At 36.1% G+C, this 17841-nt stretch carries 17 protein-coding genes; 8 read left to right on the top strand and 9 right to left on the bottom strand.

Translation table 11 applies throughout. From position 1 onward, the window contains the following. Positions 1–345: 345 nt before the first annotated feature. Positions 346–1293 (top strand): IS110 family RNA-guided transposase, encoded by a 948-nt coding sequence (locus BS1321_RS16240; protein WP_232522694.1) that lies wholly within the window; start codon positions 346–348, stop codon positions 1291–1293. Then, the gene (locus tag BS1321_RS28190) at positions 1290–1577 is read left to right on the top strand and encodes a hypothetical protein (protein ID WP_063236593.1); all 288 of its coding nucleotides are present in this window, start codon (positions 1290–1292) and stop codon (positions 1575–1577) included. The genes BS1321_RS16240 and BS1321_RS28190 overlap by 4 nt, the downstream gene beginning before the upstream one ends. 172 nt (positions 1578–1749) lie before the next feature. On the opposite strand, the gene BS1321_RS16235 is transcribed toward BS1321_RS28190, so the two are convergent. Further along, a complete protein-coding gene (locus BS1321_RS16235) occupies positions 1750–1917 on the bottom strand; it encodes a hypothetical protein (protein WP_155726554.1) in 168 nt (55 codons plus the stop codon). A gap of 518 nt (positions 1918–2435) precedes the next feature. Beyond that, positions 2436–2873: a VOC family protein gene (locus BS1321_RS16230; protein WP_063236537.1), complete on the bottom strand. Its 438-nt coding sequence runs from the start codon at positions 2871–2873 to the stop codon at positions 2436–2438. Positions 2874–3145: 272 nt separating this feature from the next. On the opposite strand from BS1321_RS16230, the gene BS1321_RS16225 reads away from it, so the two are divergent. After that, the gene (locus BS1321_RS16225; RefSeq protein ID WP_063236538.1) at positions 3146–4600 is read left to right on the top strand and encodes a S8 family serine peptidase; all 1455 of its coding nucleotides are present in this window, start codon (positions 3146–3148) and stop codon (positions 4598–4600) included. Between the two features lie 630 nt (positions 4601–5230). Next, entirely contained in the window at positions 5231–5848 is a 618-nt protein-coding gene (locus BS1321_RS16220) for a cell wall hydrolase (RefSeq protein WP_063236539.1), read from the top strand. A 192-nt stretch (positions 5849–6040) separates the two neighbouring features. Here BS1321_RS16220 and BS1321_RS16215 read toward each other — a convergent pair whose 3' ends face one another. The 3 genes from BS1321_RS16215 to BS1321_RS16205 all read right to left on the bottom strand — a co-directional run bounded on the left by BS1321_RS16215 (position 6041) and on the right by BS1321_RS16205 (position 9362). Next, a complete protein-coding gene (locus BS1321_RS16215) occupies positions 6041–7078 on the bottom strand; it encodes a DUF1835 domain-containing protein (protein WP_063236577.1) in 1038 nt (345 codons plus the stop codon). 815 nt (positions 7079–7893) lie between these two features. Next, positions 7894–8241 carry a VOC family protein gene (locus BS1321_RS16210; protein ID WP_094246618.1) on the bottom strand — a complete coding sequence of 116 codons (348 nt, stop codon included), beginning with the start codon at positions 8239–8241 and terminating at the stop codon, positions 7894–7896. 260 nt (positions 8242–8501) lie between these two features. Beyond that, positions 8502–9362, bottom strand: coding sequence for a transporter substrate-binding domain-containing protein (locus BS1321_RS16205; protein WP_063236156.1), 861 nt, complete (start codon positions 9360–9362; stop codon positions 8502–8504). A gap of 507 nt (positions 9363–9869) precedes the next feature. On the opposite strand from BS1321_RS16205, the gene BS1321_RS16200 reads away from it, so the two are divergent. Then, positions 9870–10367, top strand: a complete 498-nt coding sequence (locus tag BS1321_RS16200; protein WP_063236157.1) for a hypothetical protein — start codon at positions 9870–9872, stop codon at positions 10365–10367. Between the two features lie 309 nt (positions 10368–10676). Here the strand turns inward: BS1321_RS16200 and BS1321_RS16195 are convergent, their stop codons facing one another. Then, positions 10677–11531, bottom strand: coding sequence for a helix-turn-helix transcriptional regulator (locus BS1321_RS16195; protein WP_063236158.1), 855 nt, complete (start codon positions 11529–11531; stop codon positions 10677–10679). Positions 11532–11652: 121 nt separating this feature from the next. Between BS1321_RS16195 and fabF the strand changes: the two genes are divergently transcribed. Continuing rightward, positions 11653–12888 carry a beta-ketoacyl-ACP synthase II gene (gene fabF / locus BS1321_RS16190; protein ID WP_063236159.1) on the top strand — a complete coding sequence of 412 codons (1236 nt, stop codon included), beginning with the start codon at positions 11653–11655 and terminating at the stop codon, positions 12886–12888. A 156-nt stretch (positions 12889–13044) separates the two neighbouring features. Here the strand turns inward: fabF and BS1321_RS16185 are convergent, their stop codons facing one another. Beyond that, entirely contained in the window at positions 13045–14136 is a 1092-nt protein-coding gene (locus BS1321_RS16185; protein WP_063236160.1) for a GerAB/ArcD/ProY family transporter, read from the bottom strand. Between the two features lie 411 nt (positions 14137–14547). On the opposite strand from BS1321_RS16185, the gene BS1321_RS16180 reads away from it, so the two are divergent. Beyond that, on the top strand, positions 14548–14910 hold the full coding sequence (locus tag BS1321_RS16180; protein WP_063236161.1) for a hypothetical protein: 363 nt from the start codon (positions 14548–14550) through the stop codon (positions 14908–14910). A gap of 158 nt (positions 14911–15068) precedes the next feature. Here BS1321_RS16180 and BS1321_RS16175 read toward each other — a convergent pair whose 3' ends face one another. Beyond that, positions 15069–15251, bottom strand: coding sequence for a hypothetical protein (locus tag BS1321_RS16175; RefSeq protein WP_063236162.1), 183 nt, complete (start codon positions 15249–15251; stop codon positions 15069–15071). 141 nt (positions 15252–15392) lie between these two features. Next, positions 15393–15833 carry a cell wall hydrolase gene (locus BS1321_RS16170; RefSeq protein WP_063236163.1) on the bottom strand — a complete coding sequence of 147 codons (441 nt, stop codon included), beginning with the start codon at positions 15831–15833 and terminating at the stop codon, positions 15393–15395. A 794-nt stretch (positions 15834–16627) separates the two neighbouring features. Here BS1321_RS16170 and BS1321_RS16160 point away from each other — a divergent pair. Continuing rightward, positions 16628–17809 (top strand): YhgE/Pip domain-containing protein, encoded by a 1182-nt coding sequence (locus BS1321_RS16160; protein WP_063236165.1) that lies wholly within the window; start codon positions 16628–16630, stop codon positions 17807–17809. Positions 17810–17841 lie beyond the last annotated feature (32 nt).

Raw genomic sequence — 17841 nt, 5'->3', positions numbered from 1 at the left:
TATATCACGTATGTTTTTATCTTTTTATTGAAAAATGTTGACAAACTATTAGCTGGTTTAGTTCCATAAGAAACTCCTATGACGGCGCTCCTCGCCGCCACCATCTACTACGAAAATCTAAACTCAAAATAGAGTCTAACCCTTTAACTCCTTGACGATAATGGATGATAACAATACAACCAGGCTGAACTTTTTTTGGTGGATCTTAAGGAAGATACCCTGTATAAGAAACTGGTTGTGACAGTATTGAAGAACCATTTAGTGTACTGCTAGTACGTATACAAAAATTTTTGTAACAAATCTCCTGTCATATGTATTGTTAATTTTTTTTGAGGTGATTCTCCTATGGAAGCAATGATTGAACGGTGTGCTGGCCTAGATGTACACCAAGAAACAGTAGTAGCCTGTGTATTATTTGGTCCATTAGATAAAAAGCCAAAAACCTCTATTGAAACGTTTTCAACTACAACAACGGGACTCTTGGCTTTAAGTGATTGGCTAGCTACCCTTCAGGTATCCGATATTGTGATGGAAAGTACCGGAGTCTATTGGAAACCAATATGGAATATACTTGAGGGTTCTTTTCACCTTGTTCTTGCCAATGCCAGACATGTCAAAAATGTTCCAGGTCGTAAAACTGATGTGAAAGATGCCGAATGGCTTGCCAAGCTTCTAAGATGTGGACTTATTGAAAGTAATTTTGTTCCACCGGAGGATATTCGTGATTTACGAGATCTTACTCGTTATCGAAAAAAATTGATTCATCATCGCACTTCAGAGCAGAATCGCATTCACAAAATTCTTCAAGATGCTAATATCAAGCTAACATCCGTATTATCAGACATTTTTGGTGTATCGGGACGCCGTATCCTTGAAGCGATTCTAAACGGTGAAAAAATAGAGACCGATGGTCTTCGAAAAATGGTGGATTGGCGAACAAAAGCAAGTATTACTGACATTGCAAATGCAATTAATGGTCGTATTCGCCGTCATCACCGTGATATGTTGCGTTACCATTGGGAGCATATGAGTTATTTAGAAAAAGCCATAGAAGAATTGGAAAAACAAATCGATCAACTCCTGTCCCCATATCGTAAGGAAGTAGAATTATTGGATGGTATACCTGGTGTTAACAAAGCTGCCGCAGCTACTTTTATTGCAGAGATGGGCGTTGATATGTCCGTATTTAAGTCGGCTAAACATCTTGCCTCTTGGGCTGGTGTGAGTCCCGGAAATTACGAAAGTGCTGGTAAAAAAAAACGAGTAAAACCACACAAGGTAACAAAGCTTTGAAAACGATGGCTGTAGAGTGTGTACTAGCGACATCAAGGCAAAATAATCGAATTGCTTCACATCGAAAAAGGATTACCAAACGCCAGGGAAAAATGAAGGGACGAATCGCTTCTGCTCATTTACTATTAACGATCGCTTATAACATCTTAAAAACAGGAGAACCCTATCATGAACTAGGTTCAAATTACCTTGAAGAAAAACAAAATAACAAAGAATTAAAAATGATCGAATACCTAAAAAAGAAAGGCTATACAATCGCTCCATCTGAACAACAAACTGCATAACCAGTTAATATAACGATATGGCACATTTACGTCCTTCAAAAAATTAGAATATGGTGGGCTTATTTTGTATGGCCTTTTACGAATATATTTTCATACAAAAAAGCTGCCTTAAAGACAGCTCCGATCTTCAGCTAACGCACCATTTCTTGAATAAGAAAAATTGCTTATGTGTTTATTTTCCACCTAAATCATTGAGTTGTTTTTTTATTTCTTTAAGTTCGGACCGAAAAGCCTTAACTTCTTTAGAATTGTCAATCCCACTATTAATGGCATATTGAACAATAAAAAATAGAATAACTAAACCAACAAAGCCGTAAAAGATTGAAACTATAATACCCATAATTTTAGCTCCCCTAATAAAATTCATTAATTTAACGTTACCATAAATTAGTGAATTTAGTTGAACTTTTAACATAGCTCTTCTTCAAGTAACCTGCCCCGTTAGTTGCATAAAGAAAAAGCTGCCTTAAAGACAGCTCTGATCTTCAGCTAATGCACCTGCTAGTTCATTAAGAAAAGCGATTCTTATCGGAACAACTTTATCGACGTGATTACATATTTCACTGGCGGTATGTCAAAATCCATCAATTATTGGTGTTGGTTTTGAATAAAGATTGATTAAAAATTTTCTGTAAACCCACAAGCTATGGCTAATAATAGGAAACCATTTTGAATGGACTCTCCGTTTTCTCAAAAAGTTTAATCAAAACTCATTTAGAAATCTTTGATTGAAAAGATAAAGTATCACAACTTTAATCAATACTTCGCATCTTTCTTACAAACATCGCATCTTTTTTATAAACATCGTGACTTTATTTTAAATCCACAATTGGCCCAACAACTATAAATTCCCTTAATTTATTTGATTTGCTCCGCCAACTCTAAAATAATTCCCTCTGGTCCACGACAGTAGCATAACTTATAACTTTCTTCATAGTGTTGTATCTCACTAAAGATTTCCGTACCTTTCTTTTTCAATTTGGCAACAACAGCTTCAATATCTTCAACAGCAAATGCAATATGCCGGATACCCAGGGTATTTGCAAAAGGTTGCTGAATATCTTTTTCATCTGACGGCGTATAAAATTTAATTAGCTCTATCCATGCCTGACCGTCTGGCTTCCCCAATCCTACACATGCTACTTTAACGTCATTAAGCCCACTCATCTGATCCATCAACTCTCCTTCCAATTCCCATTCCCCTTGCACTTCAAGTCCAAAATCGAGAAAAAACTCTTTAGCAGCAGAGAGATCATTAACGATTACACCTACATGATCTATTCTGAGGATCTTCATATCTCATACCTCCTATGTTCCTGTTATTTTGCAATAACCTGTATTCTTAAATTCTAATTCTCTTAAAACAGAAAATATCCTTCTTCAACAAACAGGCCCAATTGTTGAATAAAAGTCAAAGAGCACTCTTCAACTATCCTGCCCCGATAGTTCCATAAGAAAAAGAGCTGCCAATTTCAATAATATGAGATTTATTAGGAAAACTTGGAATTTAAGTTGTTGTATATTAAGATAGTATACGATGAATATTTTCCATATATAGGAGGAGACATATGAAAAAGAAAATTCTACATACGGTACTTTCGATTGCAGTAGGAGCAGGGATACTGTCCGTTGGTGGTGTTCCTACCCAAGCTAAGAGTCAATATCAGGAGATGAATGACACATACGCAATAGCTTTTAAAAGTGGATTACCAGAGAATTATCAAGAGGTAATACGGAAAGCTGGTGGTAAAGTAACCAAAGTTCTTCCCGAAGTTGGAGGAATAGAAGCTCAATCTGACGAGCCTTCTTTTCTTAAAAACCTAAAAGGTAATTCTTCAATAGAAGCTGCTAACAGAGAAATTCCCCTAACCTTAGACAAAACAGCAGTCAGCCCTTATAACTATGAGTCTAGTATCATCAGCCAGCAAAATTCAGAGAGTTATTGGGACTCCCAATGGGATATTCAAAGGGTGACCAACGACGGGAAATCATATGATTTAGAAACAGGCGGATATAAAAATAAAGATGGTAGTATTACTCATAAAGCAGTGGTGGGAGTGATTGATACTGGAATTGATGAGTCTCATCCTGACTTAAAGAATAATATAATAGGTGGACGTAATCTTGTTCCTGCTGGAATGGATGAATCTGAAACCGGTGATCCTACTGATATAAAAGATCGCAATGGGCACGGTACTCACGTTGCCGGGATCATTGGAGCAAATGGTAAAGTAAACGGTGTAGGACCAGATTTAGGAATCCGATCCTATCGCGTATTATACTCAGAGCAAGCCCTTGGATTACCAGCTTGGATTATAGATGGAATTATTGCAGCAACAAATGACAAGGTAGATGTTATTAATATGTCTCTTCGTTTCTATAATAATACCAAAATGACAATTGAGGGAGAAAGTTATAAATCAGTCGCTGAAACGTTACTTTGGAAGAGAGCAATTCAATATGCAGTAAAGAATGGAGTAACTGTAGTAGCCGGTAGTGGTAATGAAAGTTTAAATTTGGATGACAAGAAGGAAGTAAACGAATTTTTAAATAAAATGTATGAACCATATGGAATGAGCGTGAAAGGGCCTGCAACTGTAGTACCAGCACAAATGCCAGGAGTTATTAATGTGTCTGCCTCCACAAAATGGTCAACTCAACAGCTTGCTTTCTACTCTAATTATGGAAACAGTATTGACGTGGCAGCTCCTGGAGGAGATTATGGGCCTAAATATGCAGAAACCAATGATCCTGCTGCGGCTGATCCAAGTAACTTAATCCTAAGTACTTGGCCTACCTATTTAGGTACTTCATATGAGTTTAATGCTGGTACTTCTATGGCCACTCCTCAAGTAGCTGGAATTGCAGGAGTCATTAAGGCAGCTCATCCGGAGTATAAACCTGCCCAAGTAACAGCACGTATTAAGCAAACAGCTCTTGACTATGGAAAGAATGGACAAGATGCTTCATTTGGTTCAGGAGAAGCAAATGCTTATAGAGCATTAGAAAATATAAAGAAGTAGCTAATGTTTCTAAATAAGATGAAATATTATAAGATGAAATATTAAAAGTACAAGGAAAGATTCTTGTTCAGAATCTGTAACACGAACAGTAATTGGACAAAAATATATCCATAACAAAAAAAGGCTTCTTTGCTCAACAAAGAAACTATATGCCCGAAATATAAAAAACAGAAACACATAAAATGCGTGAAGCCATATTCTAATTAACACAACTCACCAGTTAAAATTCATTCCCTACTTAATTGTTGGGATTTTTTTGTTTTATCTCTTAATTATAACTTCTAGTCCAAATAAAAAAACATTTTCCAATTTGTGTTATGAACTATCCTGCCCCGGTAGTTCCATAAGGGGTCTTGCCGCATGCCCATCAAGTTAAAATTTCTTTATACCCCAAAACGAAAAAAGCTATCTTCTGCAGTATTTACAGAAAGAATAGCTTATCTTTTCGTTATGGGTATAATCCTTTTTCTTAGCTTGATGGCGATAGGCGGTACCCCAATAAACAGACAAATTCGTCTGAAATTTCTTTAGTTTTTGGTTTAAAATAGGAATAATGTAAGATAAATCTATTTTTATTGTATGATAATGTAGAATAGTAGGAAAATGAATCGAAGGATGTGAAATTATTTGATGTTAAATGTAAAAAAAATATCGTTTGTTGTTTTTATTTGTTTCATGTTTTTTATACCAAATTCAATCTTTGCTCAAGAAATTTTACACAATGGAAGTCAAGGACAAGCGGTTTATGGCTTACAAGAAAATTTAAAGAAAATGGGTTACTTTAACAGTCAACCAACAGGGTATTATGGTTCAATTACTGATCATGCAGTGAAACAACTTCAACTAGATTCTGGACTATTACCAGATGGAGTTTTTGGATTCCAAACACAACAAAAATTAAATAGTATTGAAATGATGGCCAGGGTTGTTCATGGAGAAGCTCGAGGAGAAACTTATGAAGGAAAAGTAGCTGTCGCTGCAGTAATTTTGAACCGAATGTCAACGCCAGGTTTCCCTAAAAATACTTACGATGTTATTTTCCAGACAAATGCTTTTACAGCTGTACATGATGGGCAATATTATTTGACCCCAAATAGCTATTCTTATCGAGCTGTTATTGATGCATTACAAGGTTGGGATCCTACTGATGGTTCTGTTTATTATTATAATCCGGTCTCGGCAACAGATGAATGGATTTTCACTAGGGAAACAGTCATTAGAATAGGCAACCACTTATTTGCAAAGTAAAACTAATCTACATACATATTGAGGAATGATATTTTTATAGTTTCGTATTATAAATATCCCATTAACTATGTAGTCGGGTATAGTTGAAAGGTCGGGCAGTATTTGCCCGACCTTTTTGGCGGTACTCTTGGCGGCACCCCCATAAGAAAAAGCTGCCTTAGAGACAGCTCCGATCTTCAGCTAACGCACCCGTTAGTGAAGTAACTCTTTTTTTAATTTCACTTCGTATAGTCGCATTGCACTTAAATCCCCTCGATATTCAAATATTTCTTTTGAAATTAAATCACGGAGTCGATATTCTATCCATTCATCTCCAGTGTATTGCTGCATATGACCAATGACTTCACCAATCAAACGTGCCGACTTCATATAATCATATGTACCTTGTTCTTTATGTAATTTCTTTGCACAATGAATGATAAAATCATCACCTCGTTCAATATTTGAATCCCTAAGCTCACCATGCTCCCATGTTCTCAAATGATTTTCAATCAGCATTAAATTCTGTCCTTCGTCACTGAGAGCATTACGTTTTGCAAAATTCATTGGTCTAAGCTCAAATTGTTCATAAAATTGAAGCAGTTTTTCGGGAGTCAATTCTCCTGATGAACGAGGAAACTGTTCCTCTTCTAACATAGGATATGTAAAGAACTCGTGAAATGCTTTAAACGTATTGAGTTCGAACACATCATTGACTTTATTTTGCAATATATAAAGGACAATACGCAGACCTGTTTGCTCAGCAGCGTTCTCACATGTCCAAATAATCACCTTTTGATAAGGTGGTATCGCTTTTATTTTCTCGATTGCTTTTAACATACCCTGTTTATATTCTTCAAGATTTTTGAAGTCATCACGATAGTTTTCCTTAAACCATTGAAAACGATTTTCTATCCCTTCTTTTGTTTGAAGTGATTCAATTGGACCAACCGATAAAATATCGGGTAACACAATGATTTCTTCTGTTTTTGCATAAGTAGTTTTACGAAATGCGAATTTTAAGCTACCTGCAGTCGAATCACCAAATACAATATGTACCGTTTGTGGATGTTCTTTTTTCTCTTCATTTCTCGAAACTTGAATCAATGATTTTTTCATTGATTGTAGAATTCGAATCATTTCATCTTCTTCACATTGTTCAGAACGTATAAATATTAAATTTAGAAGAGCCTTTACCTCACGTTCATCAAGTTTTGAAATAGCTCGTTTTAACTGATTAATATTCTCCATTATCTGTCCCCTTTTTACCTTAATGACAGCTCATTATTTTAATAAACAATCGGAAAACTTTGGATATTTGTAACCTTATTCAAGTAAACTGCCCCGTTAATTTAAGATTTGCTTTCACAATCTACCAAGTTTATTTTAACAGAAAAACCCAATTTTGCGATTACAAAGCACAATAGACTTGCCTGTGCTTTCCAAAGTTATTTTTATTGTTTGCGTTCCTAAAGTAAACCCATTAAGTTCCGCTACAGTGTTTTATACTGTCCTAGACCAATGACCCTCTTGTAGAGTTAAATCTTCAAATTCGAAGTGCTAGTTAAGTTCCCTCATGGTGGAACAGAGTGTCTCCCACACGACACTTCATGGTACTATAAAAAGGGCAACAAGAGAGAAGAAGAGAGAAATAATGTCCCCCCACACGCATGCGATGGGGAGAGCAAGGGATCGGTTCGCTTCGATACCTCTATATGCGAAAATTTTGAAGTAATTGAGAACGAGCTTCTATGAAAAAGGTGATACATTTTGTTGTAGCAGACTATATAAAAGACGAGTTTTATTAGCTTGCGTTATCATGTCTTGAAATCTGCCCCAATGTCCAATCCCACGCTCCAACATTAACCTAATTCACTGTAGATGTGAACATACGTTCCGCTGGCGCAAAAAAAGAGAACACCCGAATGGCTGCTTTAATTTTTGGGTTTGTTAAAGATTAATGTTGATTTTTGAACAAATAAAAGAGACCACCTATAAGTGGTCTTCTTTGGCATCCTATGTAACTAACGCACCCTTTAGCTCAATAGCAAATGAATTACAACTCGTTATTTCTCCCAAAGCTCGACCAGTCGACCTTCAGGATCTTCAATCCAAATAAACTTTCCAAATTCACTAATCTCTTTTTTCTTTGCAAGAGGTACACCAATTTGTTCAAGATGCTTAATAGTCTCGTTTAGATTATGTACTTGGAAATTTAACATCACTTGTTGTTCTGTTGGAAAATGACTGTCATTCTCGGTAAAGAAAGAAAAGATAGTCTCATTTCCTAATTGGGGTTTTATCACAGTCCCATTCCAATTTTCTATTTCAATCTTCAACACTTCACTGTACCATTTTTTTATAACTTCAAGATTCTTAGTTATCCAAAATATTCCTCCAAAACCTTTTATCATCGTATCTAACTCCTGTCTGTCATCAAATTTTTTGCTATCCGATTACATTAGATATTCGAGATTTAAATTTAAGTTCCTTTTTCAACTATACTGCCCCGTTAGTTGCATAACAAAAAGGTTGCTTCAGCAACTTTCCAAGTAAAGCTCCGTTAGTGAAACAAGAAAAAGGCGAAGTAATTTGCTCTTTTTAATTCAAAAAAAGCTACCCTAGAAACTGACACGAAAGTATTACGGGTAGCTTTTGGGCGCACCTCTATATTCTATTCCATCCACTTTTTGTAGAGTGCATCAAATTTTCCCTGGAGCCTCATTTCATCCATCCACATTTCCAAGTAGCTTGCATAAATGAAATCACCTCGTGGGATCATATAACCTTTTTCACTGTTTGTGAAAGGCTTGTCAGTTAGAGCTGCATACAATCTGGGATCAGCTTTTGCATAAAGCATTGCTTCTACTGTGTCTGTGATCATAACATCATACGTACCTTCTGCAACAAGATGTGGGATATCAAGATTGTTTTCTACAACCGTTACGTTAGCATTGCTTAGATACTGAAGGACAAATTCTTCGTTCGTTCCGCCTGGATTTACGCCGATGCGGACAGAAGGCTTGTTGATATCTTCAATGGTAAGATACTTGTCTTTATCTTCCTTGCGAATCAAAGGCACCTTACCGAATGAAAGGTAACCTTGGGATACATAAGCGCTTTTTTGTCTGGCTGTGTTGCGAGTCACACCGCCCACAGCGATATCAAATTTGTCCGCTTTCAGGTCTTTCATCATCGTAGGCCATGTGGTAGCGACAAATTCCACCTCCACACCAAGGTCTTTGCCAAGCTCTTTGGCAGCGTCCACGTCGATGCCTTCATACTCATTTGTTTCCGGGTTCAAATAGGTAAAAGGTTTGTAGTCCCCGGTCATTCCTACCCGAATGTATCCTCTTTCGATTATTTCATCAAGCTGCGAAGTCTCAACATTTTTCAAATGCCCTGGTGCATTTTCTGATGCGGGTTCAGCCGATACGTTTTGCGAGGAGATTAGGTCGTGACCGACGTACCCTGTACCTAGCAAGGATAAGCTGATCATTCCAGCCATTAGTGTTTTTTTCCAATTGTTAAACATGTGAATTTACCTCCATTTTTCGCTATATTTTTTATTAATCTACCAATTATTAAAAATACAACAAAAAAAATGAATCACCTTCAAAAAACGAACATTTTTCCATATTCAGGTTAGATTAACGTAAAAGTTGAGATTAAAAGGACTACAGATTTAGACATATCTAAAATAAATGTACTTTGTTCTTTCACTAACCTTCCCCGATAGTTACATAAAAAAAGCTGCCTCAAAGACAGCACTGATATTCAGCTAACGCACCCGTTAGCTTAAAAATGATATCTTAACTTACTTTCTAAGATATCATTTTTAATCAATATTTATCGGCTAAGTAATGGTGGATGTTTGCTTCTTCCCATAAATCGGTTAGTAATATAAGATTGTTCTGGTTTCCGTTTTTAAATTCCTGTTATAGATAAAACTCATACTTGTACCTTACCTCCTCAATGCTATAATTTCTTTAATAGCAATAATAAACAAATACCTATTGTAAATCTTTAAGGAGAGATTTATTTGAAACACTTATCTTTAACTCAGAAAAAATGGTGGTTGACTGCACATATATTATTTTCTGCCATCTGGCTTGGCGTTACTGTAACTTTTTTAATACTAAGTATCAGTGTCCTAATGACTAATGATATTGGGACAATAAAAGCGTACTATTTAAGCATGTTGCGGCTTGAACAAACTGCAGGTAGAGTTTCGATTATTGGAACAGTTATTACTGGATTTTTACTTTCCATTCTAACAAAATGGGGATTACTTAAATTTTATTGGATTATTTTCAAGGAAATCATCACGTTGATTTGTATGGCATTGGGATTTTTATTTATTTATTTTTGGACCTTAAAAGGTTTCAATGACTCAGATAAGTTTTTAAGTGATGCCTTCTTTGTAAACCACTACCAACTAATGACAGGAATTGTTTTACAAATAATTTTTCTAACAACGCTTTTTATAATATCAGTGTTCAAGCCTTGGGGACAGAGAATGAAGAAAAATGAAATATAAGTTGTAAGTATCCTTACCTTTAAGGATACTTTTTAATGAATTTTATCTAAAGTCAATTCAACTTTTTGTCTTACGACTATTCATAGGATAGTTCTCCTAGCTCTTAAACACCTAATTTCAAGCTTGTCTACGATAACCCGTCCCGAAATTGGTATAAAAATCAGAAACCACTATTGAACTAACCTGCGACGATAGTTCCATAAAGAAAAAACTACCTAAAAGACAGTTCCAATCTTAAGCTACGCAACCGTTAGCTTAATAAGAAAAAACACCTTAGTTGGAATTTTTCGGCACAGTAAATATGCTGGATCATGAACTTTCAATGGAGATTTTTTTCATTAATCGTTTTAATTTATCTTCTGTAGCTGTTCCCTCTACTGGTGTATAGATACTGCACCTTAAGTCCATGTCCCCCTGGACTTGGAGGGAAGTTAAATTAAACAGCATCTTTCCGGCTTTAGCATGTCTAAATTCAATCATCATTTCTGGAGCTTTGCTCACTTGACTTTCTTGCCATAAAGATTGAAATTCCGGGTGAGAATTACTCATTTCTTTAATAAATAGGTTATACCATTCATCACCTAAGTAGTGACCATAATAGGCACGAAAAATGGAAAGAAATCCTTTAACAAAATGCTCCCAATTCACAGCTAATGATTTTAATTCTTTTCTTGTAAAAACTAGATGGATCAAATTTCGTTGGTCATCTGGGAGTTGTTCAAAATCTAAAAATACATGAGCAGCAGCATTGTTCCAGCCTACAATATGACAATGTCGATCTGTAATGATAGTAGGGCAATACGTTAACTCAGCTAAAATTCTTTCCAAAGAAGGACTAAGTTTTGGCTGATCCTTCTTTCGATGAATAATGGATGATTTCACTTCTAAAGCTAAATCATATAGATACTCTCGTTCATCTTTATTTAATTGTAGAGCTGTAGATATGCAATCCAATACGCTTGTAGAGACCTTTATATCCCGACCTTGCTCTAGCCACGTATACCAAGTAGTACTAACTCCCGCCAAATGTGCAACTTCTTCTCTTCGTAAGCCAGGTGTTCTTCTCCGTGTACCTGCAGGTATACCTATAGATTCAGGCTTTATTTGGGATCGCTTAGTTTTCAAAAATGAAGACAAAGCTTCCAGTCTGGTTTTATCATTCATTTCTAAAACCTCCATCATAACAATTTAACCTAGTAGTTATTATACCAGGATAAACACTCACTTGTAATAGGATAACTCCGAAGTATAATACAAGTATACTATTCATTTGGAGTGATGAAAAATGGAAAGAGTCGTTATTACCGGAATGGGAGTAGTCTCTCCTATTGGAAACAACGTAGAAAAATTTTGGAGAAATCTGACTGAAGGGAAGTCGGGCATTTCCTCTATTGATACATTTGACGTAAGCAATCATAAAGCAAAAATTGCAGGAGTTATTCGTGATTTTAATGCAGATGATACTTTAGGGAAAAATGAAGCACGACGTCTAGATCGCTTTACTCAATTTGCTTTGGCTGCCGCTGAACAAGCTTGGACTGATTCTAATTTAGATATTGATGATATCAATCTAGAAAGACTTGGCGTATATGTTGGTTCGGGGATAGGAGGAATTGAAACATTGATTGATAATGTGGATACTCTTCGAGAGAAAGGTCCAAGAAGAGTTAGTCCAACCCTGGTACCAGCCATGATTTCAAATGCTGCCGCAGCCCAAATTAGTATCAAGTGGAACGCAATGGGACCTACTATGTCCCCTGTTTCTGCTTGTGCGATCGGAAATACAGCTATTGGTGAAGCATTCAGACTTATTCGCTTTGGAGAAGCTGATGCCGTTTTTGCAGGAGGAGCAGAAGCAGCTATAACAGATTTATCTTTAGCTAGTTTTGGTAATGCTACAGCATTATCAACGAGAAACGATAATCCAGCTAAAGCTAGCCGTCCTTTTGATGTAAATCGAGATGGATTTGTCATGTCCGAAGGAGCAGGAATTTTAATCTTGGAATCTTTGTCTCACGCTTTACGTAGAGATGCAAAAATTTATGCAGAAGTCATTGGGTATGGTGCGAGTTCTGATGCCTATCATATGGTAGCTACACACCCAGAAGGAAAAGGAGCCTATCTTGCAATGAAAATGGCTTTGAAAAATGCAAAAATTTCTCCTGAAGAGATTGATGTTATTAGTGCTCATGCAACAAGTACAGAAGTTGGAGATCGATCTGAGACACTGGCAATTAAAAAACTATTTGAATCAAAAGCTTATCAAATCCCAATAACAGCCAATAAATCTATGCTTGGTCACATGTTAGGTGCAGCTGGAGGCGTGGAAGCAATTGCTTTGGCAAAAAGTTTACAGGAAGGAATTATTCCTCCAACCATCAACTTAGAAAAGCCTGATTCATTATGTGATTTAGATTATGTACCAGGTGTTGCTCGTAAAGTGGAAATAAGTATTGGTCTATCAAATTCATTTGGTTTTGGAGGTCATAATGCAGCTATCGTTTTAAAAAAATACGAGTGAATTAACTTTCGCTCGTATTTTTTTAATTAAAATTAAAGATCCTCTAGAGTACCTTTAGCTATTATAGAATAAAACTGCAGGCAAACTCTCTTTTCTTCGAATTTGACTGAGTAATATATTATTAATTCTTTGCTTTTTATATTAAATGATAATTTGTCATAAACGTTTCCTCCACTTTTTTATGCTTATTAAGATCAAAAGAAGAGGCAAGTATATAACAAGGAAGCACACCCAGTATGGATTGATCATTTTATTTAATATAAATAAGGAATCGACATCGAAAAAGAATATATTGACGAGTAGTATGATTATGGACATTACCCATAAGGGATACTTTTGCTGGACGTTGAATAAGCGCTTGACACCCCTGCTGGCAGCCCACAAAGGAATGACCATGTTGAGAATGATGACGATGGCCCACCAAGAAACAGTTATGTATTCGAAACGTTGAATAAAGGGGAATTCAATGACACTGGTCAATGAGAGTGTTGGCCATAGGGTAAGGACCAACTGTTCCTGTGAATAAAAGACTGTCGAAACAAAATAAATTAATAGGATCAATAACGTAGTGGCCAAGGCTCCTCCATGAGCATACTTTTGTGATTTTTTTGCATTTTTGATGAACGGATAAAACATCAGGATCATTTCAAAACCAAGCATTGATAATGAAGTACTTCTAGTTCCTTTCATTATTTCCAATAATGTATGATCGAATATTGGAAGAGTTCCGGTGAAATCCGCGTATTTAAAGCCATATAGAGGTACAATTAAAAGCCAGTATGAAAAGATTACAGTTAAAAAGGCAATACCCGTAATGGTTCGGAACCCTCCCGTAATGATGTAATAAATCAGAATCAGGAAAACCAAAGCAAATGCCCAAGAAGGTACCTCGTCAAACATCCAAACATGTACAACATTTATATAGCCGATTATGATCGTCATACCAAGGGCGAAAAAGTACAGAATGAATAAGAGACTAAAGAAATTCCCAATCCATTTACCCCACGCATGGTTATTAGCGTATATGAGATCACCAGGAACAATACTGAAAATCTTATATATAACCCAAATTAATACATGAACAATCAGTCCGGCTAGGAGTATGGAGATCCAGCCATCTGTTCCCGTCGCCTTAGCTAAATCTCTTTGAAAATTTAACACGCCTAATCCAGTTTGCATGGAGTGCACTAAAAATAACACATAGAATGGCGATACCTTATACTTTTCATTAACACCAGCTTGGTTCATAGAGGACCCTCATTTTTATCACACATATTTCCTATGTTAATAATCTGGCTTTTACAGGAGTAATTTATTCAAAAAGGATACAAACGTTAAGTACAGTTCGAATGAACTAACCTTCCTCAATAAACTAATCACAATCTCACGACTGCTCTAGAATTCTTAGGATTTCCACAACAATTGAAAGAAAGGTTACATTCCTAGATTGAATTCGGTATACATTTATACAGTCTTTAACCTTATCTTCTAAGATCTAAAAATCTTAGGTATGCTTCCTCATTTTGAAGGATCTTATCAGCACGGTTCCTGATTACAGGGAAGCACGACTACTGTAAGGCTGTTTAAAAAATTGGCCTCTAGCACAATAATATAGTCAACGTATGTCTATCTTTATTCCACCAAAGGAGGAGTATCTATTTGAAGATCTCTTCAATATCATTCAAAGAACCTCCAGTTTATCATGACTTCCCTCCCCTCTATGAAGGTTTAGGGCTGCCTGAGTTATCTTCATTCATTCAGCAACGATTTGAATTTACATATACCTTGGGGAAAGTGGAAAGAATCGGGCTTGGGTGCATTCGCTTTTATAAACGGCAGGGGAATTTCGAAGTACATATACCTGATAAGTTGCCAGGAATGGGACCAATAAAGCTTCGAAAATTAAATAGTTTGTTACTGGAGGAAGCCAAAACAGCTTTCATCGAAAATATTGAATCGGGACCAGAAAAGCGGAAGGTGTACTACGCCGAATTTCGTCGCCCTCGGAAAGACGCTGAATAAGTGTGCTGTTCCACAATTGAAATGAATAAAAGCGCTGTTCCTTGTTATAGGAAAGCGCCTGTTTGAGGACAATCATTCTTGTCGTCTTGTCGATTTTGTTTTAATAAAAGGGTTCGTAATATAAATTTCCATAGGAATCCCTTATCTTAATAATCCGTTTAATTTTCATTATCTAAATCATCATCAAGAAATGACTTTTTATCTTCTTTAACTCCATACTTTTTTTCAAGAAATTGACCAATAATTGAATTGTTAATTCCTTTCCTTACTGCTGTTTCAATAACTATATAGAGAATGAATAACCCAATAATTAAATAAACAAAAAATATAATAGCTTCCACTAAAAATCCCCCAAACAACAATCCATCATTTCCTTTATTTTACCATAAGTTCCACAATTCCTTGTTGAAGTGCCCGTTTGATGCATAAAAAAAGGAGCTGCTGATCAGCTCCTTGAAATGAAATAATAGCCCCTAGACAGCCTAACCTGTATAAACACTTGCACATGTTCCAGGTTTTGGTTCATAATAACAATGATTTTTAAATTGACCAGCAAAAGGTTGATCGTACCATGTTGGAGGGCATGGAGCATATGGATTAAAATACCAAAGCGCATATTTCCCTGGATGTTGTCTCCAATAATCCAAATTCTGTTTTGCTAATCTTTTTTCAGCAGTTCTCGCTCTTTGATAAAATACATTACCTTTTTGAACAGCTTCAAAAGAATAATTTCCTCCTTGTACATGAAAAATGACCTGTGGAATTGTTCTTAAATCTTTAAAGTCTAAACAACTTGCTTTAACACGATTAACAATTACATTTCCTACATATAACATTCCTTGTAATCCTTCACCTTCGGCCTCTGCCCTCATCATCCTTGCCATTAAGTCAACGTCTGAACTTCGGTAACTTACTCTTGTCATTTTTTCACCTCAAATATATCGTATGAAAAAAAGCCTGCATTAATGTCATTGTTTATAAAATAAGAATGCTTCGTTTATAAACATAAAGACAGCTCCGCTCTTCAGCCAAACCCGTTAGCTGTAAGAGTTACTGTTGCTCCATTTTGGGGAATCACTGAAAAATTGTACCGGCAGAGTAAATCAATAACAAACACATAATTAACCGAAATGACTTGTCATGTTTAGCAAAAAAATCTTTGAACAGCGAGCCGAATCCTGACCACAAAAGCAATGCCATCCATCCCAGGAAAATGGTTAAGGCTAAATAGATAGCTACGAATTTAAGCGATTCATTAAACGGTAAAATAAACGCACTCAACACGGTTAAATAGAACAATATGCTTTTGACATTGATAATTTGAAGAACGAAACCTGATAAAAAAGAAGACTGCACATCTCTGTATTCCTTCTTTGAACCTTTTGGAATGCTAATCTGCCAAGCTAAGTACAGTTCTTCACGAACAATAAAATCTTTGAAAATTCAATAGAATAAAAATGTTACTAACGGGGCAGTTTGAAGCAAACTTTATTGTAACTTCCTCAAAGAATGTAATAGTTACTCCCAACAAAGTAGAAGATTTAACGTTCTGCTTTGTTGGGAGTTTTTTCATATACATAAAAAAACATAAAATTTTTCAATTGACTTTTTGAAAAAAATAAAATAAAATACAAAGTACTCGATTTAAACTACTCTAATTAGAGTACTTCAAATGGAGTAAAATACTGAAATTAAATCAAAAGGATGGATTCAACATATGAAATTTACTGCATTCTTAAAAACAAGAGGTGCAACTGCGGCAATCTTTATGGGGATTTTCTATGCAGTTGTCATGCTAGGCATCTTCTTGCCTGGGTATACAGCCATTCCAGGAAATGTCGATAAATTACCGATCGCCATCATCAATGATGATGCTGGTAAAAATGGGGCAATGATTGCCGAACAGTTACAAGAAAATTTACCCTTTAAAGAAATCGAGACGGATATAACCAATAAACAAGCCTTAAAAGAATTGGAACAAAATGATTTAGCATTAGTCGTACACATCCCAAAAACCTTCTCTGCAAATATGCAAAAAGGTGAAGCGTCATCAAGCATCGACTTTACAATCAATGAGGCAGGGGCAACAGTCGTTTCTTCTACCATGAATGCTATCGTAACTGAAATTAATAACCAGTTAAGCACTCAATTCTCACAACAAACAGCTCAGGGCGTATTGATGAACTTTAATGTACCAGAAAAGCAAGCCGCTGAATTAGCCGAAAAGATTGAGAAATCTTATGTAGGAAATGTAGTTACAATCAACGAAATACCAGATGGCATGAATAATAATATGCTGCCTATGTTCTTAACAATGGCCGGTTATGTTGGGGCGATGATCGGGGCGATGCAAATAGTAGGTGCATTTAGAGCCAGCCGTGGAAAAGCTAGTAAAACACGTTTATTCATTTATGCACAATTAACAGCGCTATTGATTGCAGTTATTTCATCAGTCATTGCTGTAGGTGTAGCGTATTTAATTGACAAGCCAAGCGGTGACCTATTCTTCGGTATAGTAGGTCAACAAATACTAAACTATATGGTATGTTTTAATTTCACCGCGGTTTTAATCTTCTTATTTGGTGAAGGCGGCATGATTTTAAACTTACCGATCTTATTAACACAAACAATAGCAAATGGTGCCACTATCACACGTGATATGATGCATTTACCATATGAATGGATGAGCCACATTTCACCGATGTATTACTCGGTGCAAGCGTACTTTGCAAACCTATATGGCAGCATCAGTCCAAGTCCGTATATTTGGTCAATGGCTGCGGTTGGTGCCGGTTCGATGTTAATTAATATGGCTATTGTCGCGTTTATACAAAAACCAATGCCAGGGCAGGTTTCTGAAACAGAAGTTGAAAAGAATGCGGCTGAAATCACAGCTTAGGTTTTGCTACAATAAGGAGATAATACTTCTTA

It is taken from the genome of Peribacillus simplex NBRC 15720 = DSM 1321 (genome assembly GCF_002243645.1).
In the GTDB taxonomy this organism is placed as follows: Bacteria; Bacillota; Bacilli; order Bacillales; family DSM-1321; genus Peribacillus; species Peribacillus simplex.
The sequence above is the reverse complement of the archived record's forward strand: the minus strand, read 5'-3'. Positions and strand labels throughout refer to the sequence as shown.

Bases quoted from the DNA above. Each gene is read 5' to 3' on its own strand.
- BS1321_RS16195 (WP_063236158.1), bottom strand. From the start codon at position 11,531: ATGAATGATAAAACCAGACTGGAAGCTTTGTCTTCATTTTTGAAAACT.
- BS1321_RS16205 (WP_063236156.1), bottom strand. From the start codon at position 9,362: ATGTTTAACAATTGGAAAAAAACACTAATGGCTGGAATGATCAGCTTA.
- BS1321_RS16160 (WP_063236165.1), top strand. From the start codon at position 16,628: ATGAAATTTACTGCATTCTTAAAAACAAGAGGTGCAACTGCGGCAATC.
- BS1321_RS16185 (WP_063236160.1), bottom strand. From the start codon at position 14,136: ATGAACCAAGCTGGTGTTAATGAAAAGTATAAGGTATCGCCATTCTAT.
- BS1321_RS16240 (WP_232522694.1), top strand. From the start codon at position 346: ATGGAAGCAATGATTGAACGGTGTGCTGGCCTAGATGTACACCAAGAA.
- BS1321_RS16210 (WP_094246618.1), bottom strand. From the start codon at position 8,241: ATGATAAAAGGTTTTGGAGGAATATTTTGGATAACTAAGAATCTTGAA.
- BS1321_RS16220 (WP_063236539.1), top strand. From the start codon at position 5,231: ATGTTAAATGTAAAAAAAATATCGTTTGTTGTTTTTATTTGTTTCATG.
- BS1321_RS16225 (WP_063236538.1), top strand. From the start codon at position 3,146: ATGAAAAAGAAAATTCTACATACGGTACTTTCGATTGCAGTAGGAGCA.
- BS1321_RS16235 (WP_155726554.1), bottom strand. From the start codon at position 1,917: ATGGGTATTATAGTTTCAATCTTTTACGGCTTTGTTGGTTTAGTTATT.
- BS1321_RS16215 (WP_063236577.1), bottom strand. From the start codon at position 7,078: ATGGAGAATATTAATCAGTTAAAACGAGCTATTTCAAAACTTGATGAA.
- BS1321_RS16170 (WP_063236163.1), bottom strand. From the start codon at position 15,833: ATGACAAGAGTAAGTTACCGAAGTTCAGACGTTGACTTAATGGCAAGG.
- BS1321_RS16230 (WP_063236537.1), bottom strand. From the start codon at position 2,873: ATGAAGATCCTCAGAATAGATCATGTAGGTGTAATCGTTAATGATCTC.
- fabF (WP_063236159.1), top strand. From the start codon at position 11,653: ATGGAAAGAGTCGTTATTACCGGAATGGGAGTAGTCTCTCCTATTGGA.